This window comes from Terriglobales bacterium (assembly GCA_035561515.1).
Lineage (GTDB): Bacteria > Acidobacteriota > Terriglobia > Terriglobales > Acidobacteriaceae > DATMXP01.
Genome location: DATMXP010000007.1, coordinates 357,289 through 378,691 on the forward strand (window position 1 = coordinate 357,289; position 21,403 = coordinate 378,691).

The window sequence follows — 21,403 nt, forward strand, 5'->3', positions numbered from 1 at the left end:
CGAAATGATTTGGTTAGCCCTGCAACGACAACAGGAATGGCTGCTCGAACGCCTCGCAGACCCAGCGCAGAAAGCGCGCCGCATCCGCTCCGTCGATAAGCCGGTGATCGTATGAAAGTGATAGTGGCAGCATCAGCCGCGGCTCGAACTTGCCGTCGATGTAAACCGGCTCCATCGCCGAACGCATCATGCCGAGGATCGCAACCTCCGGCGCGTTGATGATCGGCGTGAAACTGGTGCCACCAATGCCGCCCAGATTCGTGATCGTGAACACGCCACCCTGCATGTCGTCCATGCTGAGCTTGCGGTCACGCGCCTTTTGCGCCACCTGCTGGAGTTCAACCGCAAGTTCGATGATGTTTTTGCGGTCAACGTCGCGAATGACAGGAACCAGCAGTCCACGCTCAGTATCCACGGCCACGCCTATGTGCGTGTAACTCTTGTAAACGATCTCTTCCTTGCCGAGATCGATGCTGGCTGCAAATTGCGGGAACTGCTTAATGGCCGCTGCGACGATCTTCAGCGCGATGGCAGTCATCGTGAGCTTCCCGCCAGCCGCTTCCGCCCGCTTCGAATAGCTCTTCCGCAGTTGATCGAGGGCGGTGATATCCGCCTTGTCATTGTTGGTGACGTGCGGAATCGACCAGGCCTGCGCCATGTGCTCGGCGGTCTTTCGACGCACGGCAGCCATTGGCTTGCGCTCGACAGTTCCCCACTTGGCGAAATCCGGCAATGGAGCTGCGGCGACCATACGTCCGCCGGAGACCATGCCGCGCTCATATTCCTGTGCGCTACGACGCGCATGGTCCTTCACGTCCTTCGGCGTGACGCGCCCACGCGGGCCGGAGCCCTTCACTTCCGTGATGTCGACGCCGATCTCACGCGCCAACGCACGAACCGCAGGTCCCGCGGGAACGTCGGCGGGAGACTTGCCCGTGCGCCCGGAGATCTGCTCTGGCACCTCAGGCGCCGGAGGCGGAGCGCTCTCGTCTTCCCAACTGGCTTTCGGAGCGGTTTCCGCACGCGGAATCGGCTGCGGCGCGGGCGTGCGCTCAATGGTTTCCTGAGTTGTCGCGCCGATCGGTTGCTCCTGCGGAAGCTGGCCACCCGTGCCAATTCCCCCGGTATCGGTTTCAGCCGCGACCTCGGCTCCCTGTGGTTCTCCGCCGGCGGATTCCGCCGTAAAGATCGCAGTGCCTACCGTGAGCTTTTGCCCGGGCTTTACGAGTACGCTCGTTACCGTGCCGGCGACAGTCGAAGGAACTTCGATGGTCGCCTTGTCAGTTTCGAGTTCGACGACCGGCTGATTGATCTCCACCTTGTCGCCGACTTTCACCATCACACTGAGCAGGTCGCCAGCGCTAATGTTCTCGCCGAGTTCAGGCAGTTTGAACTCTACCAACTGAGTCTGTGCTGGTTTCGATTCTTTCTTTGGCGGAGGCGTCGGTTGAACCGGGCCAGCACTAACCGCCTTGGATGGAGGCTGCTGGACCTTCTCTTCCGCCGGAGGAGGAGTTGCGCCCTGGGCGACGCCACCTTCAGCCGATTCCCTCGCGGCACCTTTTGCTGCACCGGTGCCGTTCTCCTCGACCGAGAGGATCAACTGGCCGACTTTTACCTTTTCGCCTTCTTTGACGTGAACCTGCTGAACCGTGCCTCCGATAGGCGACGGCACTTCAATGGCCGCCTTATCGGTTTCCAACTCCATGACTGCCTGGTCTTTTTGAATTTTGTCCCCGACCTTCACCAGCAGCTTTAGAAGGTCTCCGGAGGTTACGTTTTCGCCAAGCTCCGGTAGCTTAACCTCAGTGCTCATTCCCGTTCCTTCCGTCTATGTACGCACATCTCGTTAGGAGTGAAGCGGATCGCCTTTGTCCGCCCGGATCCCCAGATCCTTGATCGCCTGCTGAACCACTTCGGGCTTGATCTTCTTCTCTCTCGCAAGTTCGGAAAGCGTGGCAAGCGTGACGAACTTCGCGTCTACCTCGAAGAAGTCGCGGAGGGCCTCACGGCTCTCGCTGCGTCCGAAGCCGTCGGTCCCCAGCGCATGCAGCGGACGCGGGCACCAGCGCGCAATCGACAGCGGCAGCGACTTGATGTAATCGCTGGCTGCGACGAGCACGCCTTCCGTCTTCTCCAGGCATTCGGCGACATAAGGCACCTTCGGCTTGTCGCCCGGATGCAGCATGTTCCAGCGCTCGGTGGAGATCGCGTCCTTGTAAAGCTCCTTATAGCTGGTGACGCTCCACACGTCGGCCGCAACACCGTACTTCTCAAGCAGTTTCTGCGCCTTGATCACTTCGGGCAGGATGGCGCCGCTTCCGAAGAGTTGCGCCTTCAGCTTTGCGTCCTTCAGCCCCGACTGGTTGAAGCGATACATGCCTTTCACGATGCCTTCACGCGAACCCTCGGGCATTGGAGGATGTTCGTAGTTCTGGTTCATCACCGTGATGTAGTAGAAAACGCTCTCGTCGTTGCCGTACATGCGCCGGATGCCGTCCTGGATGATGACGGCGAGTTCGTAGGCGAATGCCGGATCGTAGGCGACGAGGTTCGGCACCGGCATCGCGAGGATGTGGCTGTTGCCGTCCTGGTGCTGGAGTCCTTCACCGGCCAGCGTGGTACGCCCAGCGGTTCCGCCAAGCATGAAGCCCCTTGCGCGGAGATCGCCCGCGGCCCATACAAGGTCGCCGACGCGCTGGAGTCCGAACATCGAGTAATAGATGAAGAATGGAATCGTTGGAATGCCGTGGGTGGCGTAAGCGGTACCGGCGGCGATGAAGTCGCACATCGATCCGGCTTCCGTGATTCCCTCTTCGAGAATCTGGCCGTCCTTGGCTTCCTTGTAATACAGCAGGGTGTCGCGATCGACCGGCTCATAAAGCTGTCCGACGTGCGAGTAGATACCGACCTGCCGGAAGAGTGCTTCCATGCCGAAGGTACGAGCCTCGTCGGGCACGATCGGAACGACCAGATGTCCGAGCTTCTGGTCGCGCAGCAATTTCGCCAACATACGAACAAATACCATCGTCGTCGACGCCTTGCGACTTTCGGTTCCGGAATAGAACTCCTCGAAGATCTCTGGAGCGACATCCTTGATTGGCTTGCTGCGATTGACGCGCTTCGGAATGTACCCGCCGAGCTCCTGGCGACGCCGACGCAGGTACGAAATTTCCGGCGAGTCGTCGGGTGGACGATAGAACGCCAGCTTCTCGATCTCTTCGTCCGACAGCGGAACACCGAAGCGCGAACGAAATGCCTTCAACTCTTCTTCGTTCAGCTTCTTCTGCTGGTGAGTGATGTTCTTGCCTTCACCGCTCTCGCCGAGTCCGTATCCCTTGATCGTGCGGGCAAGAATGACGGTTGGCTGACCTTTGTGTTCAACCGCGGCCTTGAAGGCAGCGTAGACCTTGATCGGGTCGTGTCCGCCAAGACGCAGACGACGAAGCTGATCGTCGCTCAGGTGCTTCACCAATTCGAGCAGCTTCGGATATTTTCCGAAGAAGTGCTGGCGAAGATAAGCACCGCTCTCGATTGAGTACTTCTGCCACTCGCCATCGACCAACTCGCTCATTCGCTGCACGAGCAAACCGTCTTTATCTTTGGCCAGAATGGGATCCCAGTCGGAACCCCAGATGAGCTTAATAACGTTCCATCCCGCGCCGCGGAATGCAGCTTCGAGTTCCTGGATGACGTTGCCGTTGCCGCGTACCGGACCGTCGAGTCGCTGCAGGTTGCAGTTGATTACGAAGATGAGATTGTCGATGCGCTCGCGTGCGGCAAGCGTGATTGCGCCGAGCGCTTCTGGTTCGTCGGTTTCGCCGTCACCGAGGAACGCCCATACTTTGCGGTCGGATGGCGCTTTCAATCCGCGGTCTTCGAGATAGCGATTGAAGCGAGCTTGATAGATGGCCATAATCGGGCCGAGTCCCATCGAGACAGTCGGGAACTCCCAGAAATCGGGCATCAGCCACGGATGAGGATAGGACGACAGTCCGCCGCCGGGCGCAAGTTCTCGGCGGAAGTTCTCCAGTTTCTCTTTCGGGAGACGCCCAAGCAGGAATGCGCGGGCGTAAACACCGGGCGCGGCGTGTCCCTGGAAGTAAACCAGGTCGCCTTCCGTTCCCTCACCCTTGCCGCGGAAGAAATGGTTGAATCCGATTTCGTACAGCGTCGCGGCGGAAGCGTACGTCGAGATGTGCCCGCCAATACCTTCGGAAAGCTTGTTGGCGCGAACGACCATGGCGAGGGCGTTCCAGCGCACGAGGCTCTTGATGCGGCGCTCTAGTTCCTGGCTTCCGGGGAATGGGGGTTGCTGATCGGCGGGAATGGTATTGATGTAAGGCGTGGTGGCAGTGAAAGGCAGTCGCACACCGGACTGCTTCACGTGCAGTTCCAGTCTCTCCAGCAGGCTGACGGCGCGCTCGCGCCCGCGATGGCGGAGAATGTAATCCATCGAATCGAGCCACTCGCGCGTTTCTACTGTTTCCAGGCCGTCCTGTTCGACGTCAACGCTCATAGTTTGAATTTTTCCCTTAATAGACAATTCGGATTGTCCAAATCTTAACAGATGATCAACGCTGCTGCGGGATTCTGAAAGTGCTGCCAAGTCGTGTCACCGATGGTTCGTGATGCGAGACAAAAGCAGCGCACAATTCTCTTGCTGCGGCGCATGTGCAAGTAGCGGAGTCACTGAACCAGTGACATACGTAACGTGACGGCGGTTATCGGCAGAACCTGCATTGGAAACCCGTTTTCGCCGATGTACTTCTCAGGAAACGAGGTGTACGCATGAGAACCGCCGGTTTGGTATTGGTGCTGCTTTTGGCAAATAGCGTGTGGGCCGCAAGTTCCGAGTCCACGGAGATGTCCAGTGTTCCTGTCTTTCGTGTGGAAACCGGCGAAGTACGCGTGACCTTCACGGCCTATGGGGACCGCAATCAGCGCATAACGAATCTCTCGGCGAATGATTTCAAAGTGCTGCGCGATGGAGTAGAAGTTCCGTCCATCACCGCATTCGAGAATGCAAGCGATACTCCCCTTTCGCTTGTGCTGATGTGCGATATCAGCGAGTCGATGAAGCCTGCTCTGCCGCTGGAAGCGTCGTTAAAAGCGTACCTCGCACAAAGTGAACTGGTAGAGACCGATGAAGTGTCCATGGTCGACTTCGGCGCTTACGTGCAGGAGAAAAATTCACGCAAGGTGATTCGAAGACTGACTTCGCTCTACGATTCACTGATCGACCAGATCCGCGCTCAAACCAATGACTTCATGCGAAAGTCGGTTGTGCTTGTCACCGACGGCAACGACAACTACAGCCTGCATAGCATGCGAGATGTCATCGATGCCGCTCAACGTCGCAATATGCCGTTCTACACGATTGCGGTCCAGGCGAAAAAGATAACGAATAAGCAGTCTGTCTTGCGGCAAATGGCGGAACAGACCGGCGGGCGTTTCTTTGTGGTCAGCACGCAGCAGCAGATGTTCACCGCGATGAAGCAGATCGAGAAGGAACTGCGCAGCTCGTTTGTAGTGACCTTCCGTGCCGATCCACGCTCGAAGGGTGTCCATAAGCTCACGATGCAGGCCCATGGTAAGAACCTTCGATTCGTGCATCGCAGTGTGTACTTTCAGCAGGAAGAGAAAGACTTGCCGCCCGTCCAGAACATCTGGCCGGAACTAGCTTCGCATTAATCGTCGCTTTCGGCGGAAAAGGGCGGATGGGCGATCCCGGCGGCGGTAATTTCCTGCGGAGGGTCGCCGCCCGCCAACCCTTGTGCCACCACCATTTGGCGCGCACTGATGCGGAATTTCGGCAGCCTCGACAAGAACACGCCGGCGGCGGCCATGCAGACGATGCCTCCGATCGCGAGAGTCAGAGGCGCTCCGATCTTGTCTGCCACGCCTCCGGCGAAAAGCGAACCAAGTGGCGCCATACCCATGAACATCATCGTGTAAACGGCCAGCACACGTCCGCGTAGTTCATCCGGCACCATCACCTGAATGAGAGTATTGGACGTGGTGGTTTCCAACATCATTCCGTAGCCGACCGGTATAAGCAGTGCGACCGAAAGCCAGAATGACCGCGACAACGAGAACAAGATGAGGCTCGCTCCAAATCCAAACGCGGCATAACCGATCAATCGTCCAAGCCCCCGCGTTCCTGATCGCGCTGCCAGGCTCAGTGCCGCTAACAACGCACCTACACCGGTGGCGCCCATCAGGATGCCTAGTCCTTTCGCTCCTCCGTGAAGGATGCGATCGGCAAAGATGGGCATCAGCACCGCATATGGCATCGCGACGAGGCTGACCACGCCAAGCAGGAGCAGCAAGTCGCGAATCGCAATGGCGCCTCGTACGAACTGGAAGCCTTCAATGATGTGCTTGACTGGCGACGACTGCGCAATCACCCGATGCGGTGTCACCTGCATCATCAGCAGGCCGACGATCACCGCAATGTAGCTCACGCCATTGACGAAGAAACACCAACCTTCTCCAATGGCCGCCACCAGCACACCCGCAATCGCCGGACCGATAATGCGCGCGCCGTTGAACATCGACGAGTTCAGCGCGATGGCGTTCATCAGGTCTTCCTTGCCGACCATCTCCACCATGAACGACTGTCGTGCCGGAATATCGATTCCATTCACGAACCCCAGCAGCGCCGAGAGCACAAAGATGTGCCACAGTTGGATTGTTCCGGTGAGTGTGAGCGCTGCGAGAATCAGCGCCAGCACCATGGAAGAAATCTGCGTCCCGATCACGAGCTTATGGCGGTTGTAGCGATCCGCAATGGTGCCACCAATGGGAGCCGCGATGAATACAGGTATCTGGCTGACGAAGCCAATGCTCCCCAGGGCCAGCGAAGACCCGGTGATCCGGTACACGAGCCAGGCCTGGGCGATGTTCTGCATCCAGGTACCGACAAGCGAGATCAGTTGCCCGCTGAAGAAGAGCTGAAAATTACGGTGACGCAACGCTCGAAAGACGAGCTTAATGCGCGAACCGTTTTGGTCTGGCTGTGTCGGAGAGCCCATTGGAGCTGATGTATGGAACTACTCAGGATATCGCACAGGGCTCAAAGATAAAGCACGCGGTGATCGGGACACTGATCCTGTGCGGCTTTATAGAGATCGTGAAGCAAATCCGTGCCGTATTTCGCAACGTAGTACACGCCTGCGATCTCACGCTCCGGCAGATTCTTGTGTGGGAACAGGTGCGTAACCAGGTTCTCAGCGTGTCTCTCGATGATGCTGTTCCTCAAAATTTCCGCCCTCGCGGCCCGTTTCCCCAAATGGTCTACCTGGTAACGCATCTTGGCTTCCGCTCGATTCGCCGCATTCACCAGTGTCGGATCGAGTTGCTGAAGGTCGGTTCGCACGCGTTCCAGCGCGGCCGCAACAGCACGGTCAGCCGACTCAAGGTGCGACTTCAGGGAATCCGGCAGCACCCGACGAGCCATCGTCTCACGCACTTTTTCCTGGCCGGCGAAGAAGTCCATTAACGCGAGCCCGTATTTTTCCAGAAGCTTCTGCTGCTTCTGCTCGACGATCGTTGCGCTGAACCGTGCCAGAACCGGGGTGCGTCGTCCGAGCAGTTCCTCGTGTACAACTCCGACTTGTGCGAAGTAAGCCACCTCGGCGGGACCGCCAATGTACGCAAGTGTCGGAAGTAGATAATCCTGCATCACCGGACGCAGCAGCACATTGGCGCTGAAGAGTTCCGGATTGTTTTCGATCCGCCCGAGCAATTCCTCTTTGGATGACTTCTGCCCACCCACCTTGAAATGATCGTTGCTGCGCTGGACCACCTGACGCCGTCCCTGCACGATCTCGAACAGCAGCGTGGACGAACTCGTCACCTTCACTTGCTGGTGATATCCCGCAGCCTCAAGTTCTTTGCCTCGCGCCAGGAGCAGGCGGTCGATCTCCGCCGCTTTCGTCGCCGCATCGCGATAGATTGGCTCGGCGATGCGATGAAACTCCGGATCGTACGCGTCGATCAGAATGATGCCGAGCTCGGCAAAAACGCTCGCAAACAACTTTGCGAAAGCATCTCCCATCCTCTCGCCGGGCTTGTACGCCTGCACCAGGGCATCGGCAACTTCAGACGGACCAAGCAATTCCGCCAGGCGCTGAACCGGTTCGACGATCTCATCACCGAAACGAACGTCCCCAACCGGCGAATCTTCCACCGCCTTCGGAGCGACTTCCAACACCGCCAGCGAACCATCGTTCGCGGGCACGGAGACTTTGCTCACTTCGGCAAGATCATGGTCTTCGGTCGCGAGCCAGAAAATCGGAATGCATGGCACGCCCCGCGATTCCGCCTGTGCTGCAACTTCCACAGCCGAGATTGCTTTCAGGATCGAAAACAGCGGCCCGCCGAAAACTCCCACTTGTTGCCCCGAGACGGCTACCGCAGCCCCGTTGCGGAACTTGCGCAGGTTCTCCTCGCCTTTTGCGCTCAGCCCCCAGCGGCGATTCTGACTTTCCAGCAGATCCGCCACAGCCTGTCGTCTCGCTGCGGGATATTCAATGAGCTTCGCTTCGTCAGCCGCCCACTCAGACACACGTGCTGACCGCGGATAGAAAGCTTTTACTTTTTCGGATGATTGAAGGAAATCCAGGAACAGCCGCGAGGTGTGGGGGATGTATGTGAACGGCAGGCACTCGGAATGCACTAGCAATTCTCCTCGGCATCTCGGCAACAAAAAGGCATGGGCTTTGGATGTACCTCGACGATCAACGATGCAAAACCGGTCACACCGACATTCTAATGGTCACCTGCCGTGAATGTCAGTGTCCAATCCCCAAATTGCCCCTGCCTATCGGCCTTCCGTCATGCGGTCGGTAACTGCCGTAATGCACCACATAAAAGGTGTTGCTGTAAATCCAGTGTTCCCGTTTACAATCACAGAAAAGGTGAGCAACGCTTCCAAGCCCAAAATGGTCCCAGATTCCTTGCCCGTCTGTGAATTTGTTCCGGGCCAGATAAAGATTCGCATTGATGTTTCCATGGCCGCCGACGTGGAGTCTATTTCTCCTGTTGTCGCCGGAATTCTAGCCATGGCCGAGCAAATGCAGTGCGCAACCGGCAAGGAACTGGAAATCGAAACCGCGCTTCGCGAGGCCCTCGCCAACGCTATTACCCACGGCTGCCAGAACGACCCCAGCAAGACGATTCAGTGCTGTGTTGCCTGCGACATGGACCACGGCATCTTGATTATCGTTCGAGACCCCGGCAATGGATACGATCCCCTCAGGGTCCCCAGCCCCCTCATGGGCGAAAACATATACTCCAACCATGGGCGTGGAATCTTCCTGATCAACCAGCTCATGGACGAAGTACACATTCGCCGGAATGGCGCTGAAATCGTAATGCGCAAGCGCTAGGCACGATCCGGCAACTAAGGAAATTCAGCAACACCTTCGGACTTCCCTGATAATCTAGCGTTGTTCATCGATGCGGATTCTGACCCGTTACATCTTGCGTGAAGTTTTCTCGCACGCCGTGATCGGCGTCGCGATCTTCACCTTTGTCATCTTTATGCGCGACCTGGCGCGCATTCTGGAACTGGTCGTCCGTAACAGCGCCCCGATTCCAAGCGTCGCGGAACTCTTCTTCCTCACGCTGCCTACTGCCTTCACTGTCACCATGCCCATGGCGGTGCTGGTCGGAATTCTAATCGGGCTCAGCCGCCTTGCCGCCGACAGCGAAGTTACCGCGATGCGCGCCATTGGACTTGGCTCGGGAACCTTCCTGCGCATCATCGCTGTCTTCGCGATCGGAACCTGGCTGGTGGCGCTGGTGAACAATGTGTACATCGCGCCGAAGTCGGCCGCTGCCTTGTCCGACCTTCAGGATCGGCTGAAATCATCGCAGGCTTCATTCGAAGTCCAGCCCCGAGTTTTCTACGAAGATTTCAAGGACTACGTCCTCTACGTCGAAGACGCCACCTCCGGATCGGGCGCTGCGATATGGCGTGGCGTATTCCTGGCGGACCTGAAGAATCCGGCGGCTCCGAAGATCACCATGGCTCGCCTGGGCACGGTCAACGCCGAATCGCCGGACAAGCTCAGGTTGCACCAGGTAGACGGTTCATCACACGAAGTCGTGTCCCGCAGCCCCGAGCAGTATTCGATCTCTACCTTCGCAGAGTCCGATATACCGATCCAGCTTCCCTCCGTGAACGGGCAGAAAAACGAAACCACACCGATGGCCGAGGTTCCGACTCTGTCGCTTATGAGCGAGGCGCGTAAGGCCGAACCTGCACGCGCACGGCTGTATGAAATCGAGTTTCATCGCCGCTTCGCGCTGCCCACGGCTTGCCTTGTCCTGGCGCTCGTTGGTATCCCGCTCGGATTGTCTGCAAAGAAGGGCGGCAAGAGCACCGGCTTTGTACTCACCATCGCGCTAGTCTTTCTGTACTACCTGATTTCTTTGGCTGGGATGTCGATGGCGCGGCAGGGAAAGTTTCCGGTGGGGCCCGCCGTGTGGATGGGCAACATCCTGTTCTTCTTCGCCGGACTCGTACTGCTATGGCGTGTCGACAAGTTCCCCATCGAGATAGGAACCCTCCGCGGCTTTTGGGCGGGACTGCGCGCCCGTCTGGAACGGCGCCCGCAGATCGTTGGCGAGCAGGGCGAAGCCGGAGCGTTCGAACGCGCCGTCGCCCGCAAGCGCGTCTTCAGCACTCGGTTCCCGTTGTTGCTCGACGATTACGTGCTCCGCGATTTCTTCGTCTACTTCGGCATGATCGTCGGCAGCTTCCTGCTGCTGCTGTTGGTGTTCACGTTCTTCGAATTGCTCAAGGACATCGGTCGGGTCCCGATCATCATCGTCGGCCAGTATCTGCTGACAGTGACTCCCTACTTTCTCTACATGACCACGCCCATCAGCATGCTGCTTGCCGTGCTGGTTACGTTTGGTCTATTTGAAAAAGCCAGTGAGATCACGGCTATGAAGGCCACCGGAATCAGCATCTACCGTGTGGTTCTGCCTGTACTGGTGATGGCTGGCGTGGTTGCCGTTGGCCTGTTCTTCTTCGACCAACTGTATCTGCCGCAACTCAATAAGAAACAGGACGCATTGCGCAACCAGATCAAGGGCAAGCCGGCGCAGACCTATTTGCGTCCAGATCGCAAGTGGATCTTCGGCCAGCACTCGAGCATTTACTACTACGAGTTTTTCGATCCCGATCAGAACCGGTTCGGCAGCATTTCGGTATTCGAGTTCGATCCCAAGACGTTCGCGTTGACTCGTCGCATCTACGCAGCGCGCGCTCACTGGTCCGACTCGCTCCAGCGCTGGATATTCGAGAACGGCTGGGCGCGTGACTTCCGTGGACCGGCCATCGAAGACTATCGTCCCTTTGAAGTTTCGACATTTACCGAACTGAACGAGCCGCCCAACTACTTCAAGAAAGAAGTGAAGCAGTCGTCCGAGATGAACTATGAAGAGTTGCGCCGCTACATCAACGACCTGGCGCAAAGCGGCTTTGACGTCGTCCGTCTGCGGGTGCAACTGCACAAGAAGTTTGCCTTCCCGCTCATGACGTTTGTCATGGCCGTGCTGGCGGTTCCCTTCGCGCTGCGAGGAGGGCGTCGCGGTGCGCTCGCCGGGGTAGCTATGGCGGTGGGTATCGCCATCACCTTCTGGGTGAGCATGGGATTCTTTGAGGCCATGGGGAACGCCAGCCAACTTCCTGCCGCCCTGGCGGCGTGGGCGCCCGTGTTGCTGTTCGGACTGGCCGGCGGGTACCTGATTCTCAAAGTTCCGACATAAACGGAACTTCCTGCACCCGAATCACTCTCGTTACAATCTAAGAGACTTACGAGCATGCTCAAGCAACTGCGGCCACTATTCCCGTACCTGGCAAAATACCGGCGTGGGCTCCTGCTGGGAACCCTGTGCGTCTTTGCTAATAACGGAATCTGGATACTATTTCCGCAGGTTCTGAGGTATGCGGTTGACGGACTCACGGCCGGCGTTACTCAGCAGAAACTCGTCACCTACTCGCTGCTCCTTGTCGCCGTGGCCTGCGCGAAGGGATTGTTTCAGTTCCTTACTCGCTGGGTGGTCATTGGTATTTCGCGGGACATTGAATTCGATCTGCGAAACGACCTCTTCCGGCATCTCGAATCGCTCTCGTACTCCTATTATCAGAAGCACCGTACGGGCGACATCATGGCCCGCGCCACCAACGACCTGAACGCCGTCCGCATGCTGCTCGGACCGGCGATCATGTATTCCGCCAACACGTTGGTGTTTACCGCCGGAGCCTTGGCGTTCATGATCGGTATCTCGCCACGGCTTACTCTTTGGGCCTTCCTGCCATTGCCAGTCGTCAGCATCGTGGTTCAGTACTTCGGTCAGCGGATCCACGAGCGTTTCGAGCGAATCCAGGCGATGTTCTCGGACATTTCGGCTCGCGCCCAGGAGAACTTCTCCGGCGCCCGGATCATCCGCGCGTTCTCGCAGGAGAAATCGGAAGTAGCTTTATTTGAGCGGGAAAACCAGGAATACATCAACCGCAGCTTGAAGCTGGTGCGCTTGATGGGCATGCTCTGGCCCACGCTCCAAACCATGCTTGGCCTGGCCGTCGTCCTGGTGCTGTGGCTCGGCGGACGCGAAGTCATTCTTGGTCGCATGACGCCCGGTGAGTTCGTGGCCTTCAACACTTACATGGTTCAGCTCACCTGGCCGATCATCGCTCTCGGCTGGGTTATCAACATCTTCCAGCGCGGCACGGCTTCGATGGGGCGCATCAACGAAATCCTGATTGCGCAATCTGAGATTAAGGACCGTACGGAAACGTTAACTGGTACGCCTACAGAGATCGCCGGCGACATCGAATTCCGCAATCTGAGCTTCTCTTACAACAGCGGCTCGGATGTGCTGGAGAATATCAATTTGAAGGTTCCGGCCGGAACCAGCCTGGCCATCGTCGGCCCCACCGGCTCCGGCAAGACCACTCTGGTGAACCTCATCCCGCGCATCTATGACGCGCCGAACGCCGCAGTACTTATCGACGGCCGCCCAATTCAGGATTACCCGGTAGATCTTCTGCGGCGCAACATTGGCTTCGTTCCGCAGGAGACGTTCCTCTTCAGCGACACCATTCGCGAGAACATCGCCTTTGGCGTCGACAGCGCCACTGACGAACAAATCCACAACGCCGCTGCGGGAGCGAGTATTGCCGCAGACATCGAGTCGTTCCCCGAAGGCTACAACACCGTTGTGGGCGAACGCGGTATCACGCTGTCAGGTGGACAGAAGCAGCGGACTGCCATCGCCCGCGCTCTCATTCGCAATCCGCGAATACTCGTCCTCGACGATGCCCTCTCCAGCGTCGATACCTACACCGAAGAAAAGATTCTCGACCACCTCCGCGAGGTCATGCAGGGACGCACGACGATCTTCATCTCGCACCGTGTTTCGACCGTCCGGAACGCCGACCAGATCGCCGTGCTGCACAACGGAAGCATCGTGGAACTCGGCCGTCACGACGACCTTCTCGAGAAGAACGGCTACTACGCAGATCTCTACAACAAGCAATTGCTGGAAGAAGAACTCGCGACCGTCTGAGGTGCCATGCGCCGTATCGTCCGCCCCGAATTGCTCGACACCGGCCAGGCGACACCAGCGGAAATCCAGGCCTCGCTTCACGACCTTCAGTTCGTCAACCGGTGGTTTGGCGGCGTCAGCACCACCCGACAAATACTCGAGCGAGTCGCTCAACGCACCAACACCAAAGAACTGCGCATTCTGGACGTCGGATCCGCTACCGGGGATGGTCCACTTCAACTGCGGCAGTCATGCCCCAATCTCCGACTCGACGTCACTTTGCTCGACCGCGAACCCTCACGGTTCAACGGGATTGCTCATCCACCTTCCTGCGTAACTGCCGATGCGCTCGCGTTGCCATTCCGCGACAACAGCTTCGACGTCGTCTGCTGTTCCCTCTTTGCACATCACCTTGAGCCCGAACAGATCGCTGCGTTCGCCCGCGAGTCTCTGCGTGTCGCACGCATTGCATTCACCATCAACGACCTTCGTCGTTCATTCGTGCATCTCGCGCTTGTCTACGGGGGCATGCCCCTATACCGCAGTCGTGTCACGCGCCACGATGCACCTGTGTCCATCTGGCGCGCATACACGCCAGATGAAGTTCGGAAGGTCCTTGCAACCGCGACTTCAAAACCCGTGGATGTCTTTAACACCTATCTTTGCCGGATGGGAGCCATCGCGTGGAAGTAACGTACGATCTGGCAGTCATCGGCGGAGGTCCCGCCGGGTGCGCTGCGGCCATCACGGCCGCCCGCAACGGCAAACGCGTTGTGCTCTTCGAACGTGGAAAGTATCCTCGCCACAAAGTGTGCGGGGAGTTCGTCTCGCACGAATCTCATCAGTTGCTGAACAATTTGCTCGGCGATAGTCCAATTCTTCGCAATCCCGCGAGCATCACCAGAGCCCGCATGTTCGCCGACGGACACTGTATCGAGTTTGCCCTTCCAACTGCCGCCTGGAGTATCTCTCGGTTCGATCTTGATGCCGCGCTCTGGGACGCAGCAACTTCCTCCGGGGTAGTTGCCCACCAACAAAGTCAGGCTGAAGGCGTGTCTCGGAATTCTGTTCGAATTGCCGTTACAGAATTTCAAGCGCAAACCGTCATCAACGCCACCGGACGTTGGTCCAACCTCAAGCGACCCATCACACCCACCGGTCCTCGTCTGATCGGACTGAAGGCACACTTCGCCGGAGAAGATGCTCCACCTTCCACCGACATCTACTTCTTCACCGGTGGATACTGTGGCATTCAACCGGTCGGACCAAATCTCGTGAATGCCAGCGCAATGGTGCGCGCCGATGTTGCCACTAGTCTTGAGCACGTCTTTGCCGCCCATCCGGAACTCTGGCTCCGCAGTCGCGCCTGGGAGCAAACTACTGAGACCGTCAGTACCTCGCCGCTGGTCCACGCACCGCCCGAGCCTGTCACCGATGGTGTCTTCAACATCGGCGATGCCGCCGCGTTCATCGACCCCTTTGTTGGTGATGGAATCTCGCTCGCGCTGCGTACCGGAGTCCTGGCAGCAAAATGCGCACCCGACTCAATCCGCTATGAGGCGGAGTACCACCGTCGCTTCGGCAAAGCCTTTCGCACTGCGAGCATTGTGCGAAAACTCGTCGCCGCGCCTGAAGTCGTGCGCCGGGCTGCAATCTTCGCCTTCCAATCTGAAATGTTGAGGAACTACGCTCTGCGTGCGAGCCGCGCTATTTAACGGACAACCAGCACTTCGCGGATATTGTCCCTCGCGAGGAAAAATTTCAACGAAGAGTATTCCCGGAACAGGTTTTCGATGTGCCGGTTATTGAACACTCGTTGCAGTTTCACCAACGATGAACTCCCGCTGCCATTGCGGATCATCACCGGCTGGAGATCCAGCGCGTCTTCGCCCGCAATGTGGTATCGCGAGTACGGTGCATTCGGCCCTGCGTCCTTCGTATGGAAAAACGCCAGCAGCAGGCCGCCGGGCTTCATGGCCATGCATATCCGCTCGATCACCGGCTTCACCAGTTGCTCAGGCAGGTAGTCGGCGATGTCCCAGAAGAACACTGCATCGAACATCTGGCCTTTGAAGACCAGGTTCTCTTTCAGGAAGCGGTCCACGTCGAGCGTCTTGGACCCGTCTTCCGCAACGGTCACGAAGTCGGGATCCGATGCGGCCGTGAGCAAGTCCTCGGTGTGGATCTTTGAACCGCGTTCCGTTAATAGGGAGATATTGGAGGCAGAGGTTGGCCCCAGGTCGAGGAATGACAACTCTTCCTGCTTCCCGACGGCGCGCATGAATTCCTTGAATCCGCTTGAATGGCGTCTCGAACGCACCCCGGTTTCCCGGGGAGCATTCGGATCACCGCTGGAATCCTTCTTACGGAAGAACTTGAATATATCTGTGATCGAAGACATCTCAGCGACACACTGGTTCGAATAGAACGTTATTTCTTCTCAACCAGTGTACCCTGAACAACCGCCCCGGCGCTCGCCGCCGCGGCATATGCTGCAGGTTCTTTTTTGACTTCGGCTTTCGTTTCGCGCTGGATGTCGATTCCACCCTTGAAATAAGCGCCATCTTCGATGACGATCCGCTGGGTCGAGATATCGCCGACGAGCACGGCAGTTCGCTTCAACTCGACTTTATCGGTGCCGCGGATGTTGCCATCCACCTTGCCGTGCACCACCACTTCCCGTGCATTTACGTGGGCGCGAATGCGGCCATTCGGGCCGATGGTCAGCGAATTCTTTTGGAGCTCGATGGTGCCCTCCACTTCGCCGTCCAGGTACAGGTCTTCGCTCCCGGAGAGTTCCCCTTTGATCAGGACCGATTTCCCAATATGTGCTACGTCAGCGCGACTTTCGAACGACTTTGGTATCTCCACTGGGTGGACCTCCTTGGTTACGACGGGGGTATATGTTGGGGTCTGCGATACCGGCTTGTGCGGTTCGTCTTCCTTGCGCGGTTTCCACATACCAGGGCCTCGCGATCCAGGCTACGGAATGTAGCTTTTTCTTGTTGCAGTTAGAAGAATATACTCAACCCGAATCATAGCGGCAATCGGGTTTTTCACCCGACCGCCGGGTACATTCACCTTCGATTGCCTCACACTGCACTCTGCTGCTCAGGGGTGGAACCGCGATGGACACTATTGCTCATTTCGTAACCGCCCTAGCGAACTCATCTTCCTGTATTAACCAGTATGTAAACACTTTTGCCCGGTTTTCTGGGCTTTTCGCCTGACGTTGTTAACTTTTCAGTTCGCCGCAATTTTGGCCACTATGTTGCTACAACGCTGGTGTCGGTGCCGGCCGGTGGTTGCTTCGACGTGTAGACCCGAAAACCAGGGGAACAGCGGATTTGCTCGTCGCGGTGACTTAAAACAATGGGACTGCCTGACCAGCCGGCCCCGATTTGATTTCTCGACCCGTAACTTCACATCCTCCTTCTCTTAAACCAGCGGAAACGCTGGTTTTTTTACACTGTGGGTTACTTTTGAGTCATCCATAGCAACTTCTCTGCCGCCGCCAAGTTCTAATACACAGGCGAAATCTGCGTGCGAAGTCGTACACTCAATTCGATGACCCGGGTCTCTCATTCCCGCTTTGTTCTGCTGGTGGCTCTCGTTTTCGGTGCCACTGCGGCTCTCTTCGCCCAGGATTACAAGACCGACCCACGTTCGCTGGTTCGCCGTGCCATCGAGAATGAAACCCGGGAGCCTGCAAAGAAGGAATACTTCCTGTTCCGCGACAATAAGCGGAACAAGTACGGGCAGCTCCACACGCGGGAGATGGTCCAAACTCCCGATCTGGTATTGGCACGCCTCGTGGCTATCGACGGTAAACCGCTCAACCAGGAGCAACGAACCAAGGAAGACGCTCGCCTCAACCGTCTTATTAACGATCCTGAAGAACTCGCGAAGAAACGCAAGGAGCAGCGCGAAGACGACCAGCGGGTCCGCCGTATGGTGAAGGCGATGCCCGAGGCGTTCAATTACGAATACGTGGGCAACGAACCGACAAAGAACGGTGAACTCGTCGTCCTGAAATTCTCACCCAATCCCAATTGGAATCCGCCGAACCGTGAGTTGGCGGTATTCACCGGTATGGCCGGAACCATGAAGATCGCCCTGCCACAGACGCGATTGGCTCTTATGCAGGCGCAACTCTTCAAGAACGTGGATTTCGGCTGGGGCATTCTCGGGCACCTCGATAAGGGCGGCGACTTCATGATCGAGCAGGGTGAAACCTATCCCGGACACTGGGACCTCACCCGCATGAAGCTCCATTTCACCGGCAAGGTTCTCATTTTCAAGTCGCTCAACATTTTCAGTGACGAGCAGATGTCCAACTTCCACCCCGTCCCCCCTATGAATGTGGCTCAGGCGCTCGACAAACTCAAGCAGGTCGAGACGGAATACGCCCAGAATGCGGCTGGCGGCTCCAAGTAAGCAGCCAGTCCGGCAACACTTTCAAACCTGTCAGCATCCAATTCCGTTGCGCCAGAGTACCAAGCTTTACCCGGGATAATGACAGAGTCCACTTCCGTCACGGCTGCCAAGACTGCTGCCGGCAAAATCGATGAGCTATATCGAGAGATTTTTCGACGATCCATCGACGGCATAGCCATCATCGATGCTGAGGGCCGCTACCTGGACCAGAACCCCGCCCACGAAGAGTTGACCGGGTACACCGATTCCGACCTCAAAAACCAAACACCTGCCATCCATCTAGGTCAGGAAGGCTTTGCCGAAGTCGCAGTCGCATTACAGCGCGATGGCCGTTACCGCGGAATTCTGGAGAGTCGGGGCAAAAACGGCGCCATCAAGAAACTCGACCTCGCCGCGTTTGCCGTCGCCGACGAACAGGGGCAGCCTCTCTATTACGTTGGCATCAAGCGTGACATCACCGAGCACCAGCGGATCGCCGAAGAGCGAGATTCTCGACTTCGTGAACTGGAATCGGTGTATGCCCTCACTCGAGCTTTGAATCATGCGATGGAACCGCAGCAGTTCTATGGCGCGGCCATCGATGCCTTGCTTGCCGCCACTCGCGCCGACCGTGCGTCCGTCCTTCTGTTCGACTCAGATGACAAGATGCATTTCAAGGCCTGGCGCGGGCTCTCAGAGACTTACCGCCAGGCGGTCGACGGGCATTCTCCGTGGCAGCGCAGCGATCGCAATACCGTCTCGATCTTCGTCGACGACGTGCTGGCCGAACCTTCTCTTCAACCGCTGGCTCCTGTTTTCATTGCCGAGGGAATCCGCAGCGTGGCCTTCATTCCCATCGCATCCGAAGGACAACTGCTCGGTAAATTCATGGTGTATTACAACCAGGTGCACACGTTTGCGGCCGAAGAAACCCGCATGGCGGAAGCACTGGCTTCCCACATTGCTTTCGTCATTCAGCGACGCATGGCGGAAGAAGCGCTGCGCCGTTCCGAGAAACTGGCCGCCGCCGGAAAGCTCGCCGCTACCGTGGCGCACGAGATCAATAATCCGCTGGAAGGCGTCATGAATCTGGCCTTCCTGCTTCGACACCAGATTGCCGCTGATCCCATTGCGACCCGCTATCTCGACGACCTCGACAACGAATTGAAGCGCGTGGCCCTTATCACCCGCCGCACCCTGGCCTTCTACCGTGATACCGAACCACCCGGGCGCGTGAACCTCGGACTCGTCATTGACGAACTAGTCCAACTGTTCGGGCCGAAACTCGATAACGCCTCCATCCGGATCCACTTCAGCAACAAGGGCGACTCCTTCGTTTACGGTTCGGCCGGCGAAATCCGTCAGGTGTTCCTCAACCTGCTAACCAATGCCATGGAGGCGATCGGTACTAAAGGCGAGATCGACATATCCGTCGCATCGAATTCCGACGTTGTCACCGTCCTCGTGGCCGACTCAGGCCCTGGTATCGACCCTGCCAAGCTAGTCCATATCTTCGAACCCTTCTTCACCACGAAGTTGAACACCGGCACAGGCTTGGGTCTGTCGCTCTCTCGCGAGATCGTGCAGCGTTACCACGGCACCATCGTCGCATCCAACCGCTCCACCGGTGGCGCCCAGATGACTGTCACCTTCCCGGTCGCTGCCCTGGCACAATCGGCAAAGAAGCGTGCGTAACTACGCAAGCCGCTCCACCGAATCCGCAACCTGATACATTGATTGCTGGGGTTCTGCAACTAATCGCGTTTCTAAATTGAGGTGACGTCTGCCGGCCTTCAGCCCAGAGCTGTTTGCGTTGACCCTTGCCCTCATCGGCCTCGTGATCGTTGTGTCTTCGCTACTGTCGGGATTCGTTGAACGCACTGGCTTGCCGCAGGTGGTTGTCTTTCTCGCCTTAGGAGCCGTCCTCGGCCCCTTCGGCATTGGCCTCGTCGATATTGGTGTCGACTCGCCCATCCTTCGGGTCGTCGCGACGCTCAGCCTTGCCCTCGTGCTGTTCATGGACGCTGTCTCCTTAAACATGTCCGAAGTACGGAAGCACCGGTTGCTCGGATTTCTGGTCCTGGGACCTGGCACGCTGTTATCCGCCGCCCTCGTCGCTGGCGCTTCAGTGTGGCTTCTGCACGTTCCTCTTGGGCTTGCCGCAATTCTCGGCGCAGCGCTGGCTTCCACCGATCCGGTTCTGTTGCGCGGTATCATGCGCAATCCTCAACTCACCTCGCCCGTGCGACAGGCTCTTCGAATTGAGAGCGGACTGAACGATGTAGTCCTTCTCCCGATCGTGATCGTCGGAATCGCCGCCGCTACCACGCACGCCGAACCCGGCGCTGCCGGATGGGCAAAGCTCGCCTTGAATATGGCGATTCTCAGTCCTGCGGCCGGCATCATCGTTGCCTTGTGTGCCATCGGAGCGCTGGAAGTCGTGCGTCGCCGCTCGGGCGTCCGTCGCGACTACGAGTCCATCTATTCGCTTGGTGTTGCGCTCGCGGCTTTCGCGGCGGCAGAGGCCGTCCACGGCAGTGGCTTCATCGCTGCTTTTGCTGCCGGTATCACCATCGCGATGCTCGATGTCGAACTCTGCGACTGCTTTATCGAATACGGCGAAACCACCGCCGAGATGGCGCTGCTCTTCACTTTCGTCCTGTTTGGTGTTTCGTTAATTTGGCAGGGAGTCGCAAAGGCAACACCGCTCACCGTTGTCTTCGCGATTGTCGTGATCCTCATCCGCCCGCTTGCATTTATCCCTTCGCTGACATTGGCAAAGCTCACCTGGCGTGATCGCGCACTTCTCGGATGGTTCGGTCCTCGCGGACTCAGCACATTGCTGTTGATCCTACTGCCCGTGTTCGCCCTTGTACCCGGGAGCGACTTCCTTCTCTCCGTGTGTTGCCTGGTTGTACTTGTCTCGGTATTGCTGCACGGCTTTTCGCCGATGTTCCTTCTGCGCACGCCGCCTCAGCCGCCGACCAAGCTCCCCATACCTCCGACGCAGCAACAGGAATCCTCTGGCTCCGCATCTTCGGAAGCACCCCTCGTTCAGATATCCAGCAACGAGTACATCGAACCTGACCAACTCCGCCGACTTCAGGATGCCGGAAACGTTATCGTCGCCGACGCGCGTTCCATTCGTAGTTTCGACGAAAGCACACAACTGCTGGAAGGCGCAGTTCGCCTGAATCCCGAGCACGCCGTTCGTGATGCACGTGCCCTGAACGTGCCCACAGCTTCGAACATTGCCGTCTTTTGTGCTTGACCAAACGAAGCCACGAGCGCCCGGGTGGCGCAAGAGCTCAGAAAAGCTGGATGGACGCACGCGCGCGCACTCCGCGGCGGATGGGCCGCCCTCGAATCGGGCGGATGGAAGATTGTTCCTAAAGGTGGTTAGTCGTCGGCAAGCTGA

Annotated in this window: 15 protein-coding genes and 1 pseudogene; 10 read left to right on the plus strand and 6 right to left on the minus strand. The window is 57.7% G+C overall.

What is annotated here, in order from left to right:
* Positions 1-13 precede the first annotated feature (13 nt).
* Both VN577_02960 and aceE read right to left on the minus strand, forming a co-directional pair.
* The gene (locus VN577_02960; protein HWR13760.1) at positions 14-1,816 is read right to left on the minus strand and encodes a 2-oxo acid dehydrogenase subunit E2; all 1,803 of its coding nucleotides are present in this window, start codon (positions 1,814-1,816) and stop codon (positions 14-16) included.
* Positions 1,817-1,849: 33 nt separating this feature from the next.
* Positions 1,850-4,519 carry a pyruvate dehydrogenase (acetyl-transferring), homodimeric type gene (gene aceE / locus VN577_02965; protein HWR13761.1) on the minus strand — a complete coding sequence of 890 codons (2,670 nt, stop codon included), beginning with the start codon at positions 4,517-4,519 and terminating at the stop codon, positions 1,850-1,852.
* A 272-nt stretch (positions 4,520-4,791) separates the two neighbouring features.
* Between aceE and VN577_02970 the strand changes: the two genes are divergently transcribed.
* Positions 4,792-5,694 carry a VWA domain-containing protein gene (locus tag VN577_02970; GenBank protein HWR13762.1) on the plus strand — a complete coding sequence of 301 codons (903 nt, stop codon included), beginning with the start codon at positions 4,792-4,794 and terminating at the stop codon, positions 5,692-5,694.
* Here VN577_02970 and VN577_02975 read toward each other — a convergent pair.
* Positions 5,691-7,037, minus strand: coding sequence for an MFS transporter (locus tag VN577_02975; protein ID HWR13763.1), 1,347 nt, complete (start codon positions 7,035-7,037; stop codon positions 5,691-5,693). The two genes, VN577_02970 and VN577_02975, sit on opposite strands and share 4 nt — an antisense overlap.
* 41 nt (positions 7,038-7,078) lie before the next feature.
* Positions 7,079-8,683 (minus strand): bacillithiol biosynthesis cysteine-adding enzyme BshC, encoded by a 1,605-nt coding sequence (gene bshC / locus VN577_02980; protein ID HWR13764.1) that lies wholly within the window; start codon positions 8,681-8,683, stop codon positions 7,079-7,081.
* 334 nt (positions 8,684-9,017) lie between these two features.
* On the opposite strand from bshC, the gene VN577_02985 reads away from it, so the two are divergent.
* The 5 genes from VN577_02985 (at position 9,018) to VN577_03005 (ending at position 15,284) form a co-directional block, all read left to right on the plus strand.
* Positions 9,018-9,395, plus strand: a complete 378-nt coding sequence (locus VN577_02985; protein HWR13765.1) for an ATP-binding protein — start codon at positions 9,018-9,020, stop codon at positions 9,393-9,395.
* 70 nt (positions 9,396-9,465) lie between these two features.
* A complete protein-coding gene (locus tag VN577_02990; GenBank protein HWR13766.1) occupies positions 9,466-11,787 on the plus strand; it encodes an LptF/LptG family permease in 2,322 nt (773 codons plus the stop codon).
* 54 nt (positions 11,788-11,841) lie between these two features.
* A complete protein-coding gene (locus tag VN577_02995) occupies positions 11,842-13,590 on the plus strand; it encodes an ABC transporter ATP-binding protein (GenBank protein HWR13767.1) in 1,749 nt (582 codons plus the stop codon).
* Positions 13,591-13,596: 6 nt separating this feature from the next.
* Positions 13,597-14,262, plus strand: a complete 666-nt coding sequence (locus VN577_03000) for a methyltransferase domain-containing protein (protein ID HWR13768.1) — start codon at positions 13,597-13,599, stop codon at positions 14,260-14,262.
* On the plus strand, positions 14,253-15,284 hold the full coding sequence (locus VN577_03005) for an FAD-dependent oxidoreductase (protein HWR13769.1): 1,032 nt from the start codon (positions 14,253-14,255) through the stop codon (positions 15,282-15,284). Before VN577_03000 ends, VN577_03005 begins: the two co-directional genes overlap by 10 nt.
* Here the strand turns inward: VN577_03005 and VN577_03010 are convergent.
* Positions 15,281-15,970 carry a hypothetical protein gene (locus VN577_03010; GenBank protein ID HWR13770.1) on the minus strand — a complete coding sequence of 230 codons (690 nt, stop codon included), beginning with the start codon at positions 15,968-15,970 and terminating at the stop codon, positions 15,281-15,283. The genes VN577_03005 and VN577_03010 overlap by 4 nt on opposite strands.
* Positions 15,971-15,999: 29 nt before the next feature.
* Positions 16,000-16,530, minus strand: a complete 531-nt coding sequence (locus VN577_03015) for a polymer-forming cytoskeletal protein (GenBank protein ID HWR13771.1) — start codon at positions 16,528-16,530, stop codon at positions 16,000-16,002.
* A 582-nt stretch (positions 16,531-17,112) separates the two neighbouring features.
* Here VN577_03015 and VN577_03020 point away from each other — a divergent pair.
* The 4 genes and pseudogenes from VN577_03020 to VN577_03035 all read left to right on the plus strand — a co-directional run bounded on the left by VN577_03020 (position 17,113) and on the right by VN577_03035 (position 21,388).
* Positions 17,113-18,006: a hypothetical protein gene (locus VN577_03020; protein ID HWR13772.1), complete on the plus strand. Its 894-nt coding sequence runs from the start codon at positions 17,113-17,115 to the stop codon at positions 18,004-18,006.
* A 78-nt stretch (positions 18,007-18,084) separates the two neighbouring features.
* On the plus strand, positions 18,085-19,680 hold the full coding sequence (locus VN577_03025) for an ATP-binding protein (GenBank protein HWR13773.1): 1,596 nt from the start codon (positions 18,085-18,087) through the stop codon (positions 19,678-19,680).
* A 151-nt stretch (positions 19,681-19,831) separates the two neighbouring features.
* The gene (locus tag VN577_03030; GenBank protein ID HWR13774.1) at positions 19,832-21,256 is read left to right on the plus strand and encodes a cation:proton antiporter; all 1,425 of its coding nucleotides are present in this window, start codon (positions 19,832-19,834) and stop codon (positions 21,254-21,256) included.
* Positions 21,245-21,388 (plus strand): annotated as a pseudogene (locus tag VN577_03035) (rhodanese-like sulfurtransferase). Before VN577_03030 ends, VN577_03035 begins: the two are co-directional and overlap by 12 nt.
* Positions 21,389-21,403 lie beyond the last annotated feature (15 nt).

Excerpts from the sequence above, each read along its gene's own strand:
- VN577_02960 (HWR13760.1), bottom strand. The coding sequence starts at position 1,816 with ATGAGCACTGAGGTTAAGCTACCGGAGCTTGGCGAAAACGTAACCTCC.
- aceE (HWR13761.1), bottom strand. The coding sequence starts at position 4,519 with ATGAGCGTTGACGTCGAACAGGACGGCCTGGAAACAGTAGAAACGCGC.
- VN577_02970 (HWR13762.1), top strand. The coding sequence starts at position 4,792 with ATGAGAACCGCCGGTTTGGTATTGGTGCTGCTTTTGGCAAATAGCGTG.
- VN577_02975 (HWR13763.1), bottom strand. The coding sequence starts at position 7,037 with ATGGGCTCTCCGACACAGCCAGACCAAAACGGTTCGCGCATTAAGCTC.
- VN577_02985 (HWR13765.1), top strand. The coding sequence starts at position 9,018 with ATGGCCGCCGACGTGGAGTCTATTTCTCCTGTTGTCGCCGGAATTCTA.
- VN577_02990 (HWR13766.1), top strand. The coding sequence starts at position 9,466 with ATGCGGATTCTGACCCGTTACATCTTGCGTGAAGTTTTCTCGCACGCC.
- VN577_02995 (HWR13767.1), top strand. The coding sequence starts at position 11,842 with ATGCTCAAGCAACTGCGGCCACTATTCCCGTACCTGGCAAAATACCGG.
- VN577_03000 (HWR13768.1), top strand. The coding sequence starts at position 13,597 with ATGCGCCGTATCGTCCGCCCCGAATTGCTCGACACCGGCCAGGCGACA.
- VN577_03010 (HWR13770.1), bottom strand. The coding sequence starts at position 15,970 with ATGTCTTCGATCACAGATATATTCAAGTTCTTCCGTAAGAAGGATTCC.
- VN577_03015 (HWR13771.1), bottom strand. The coding sequence starts at position 16,530 with ATGTGGAAACCGCGCAAGGAAGACGAACCGCACAAGCCGGTATCGCAG.
- VN577_03025 (HWR13773.1), top strand. The coding sequence starts at position 18,085 with ATGACAGAGTCCACTTCCGTCACGGCTGCCAAGACTGCTGCCGGCAAA.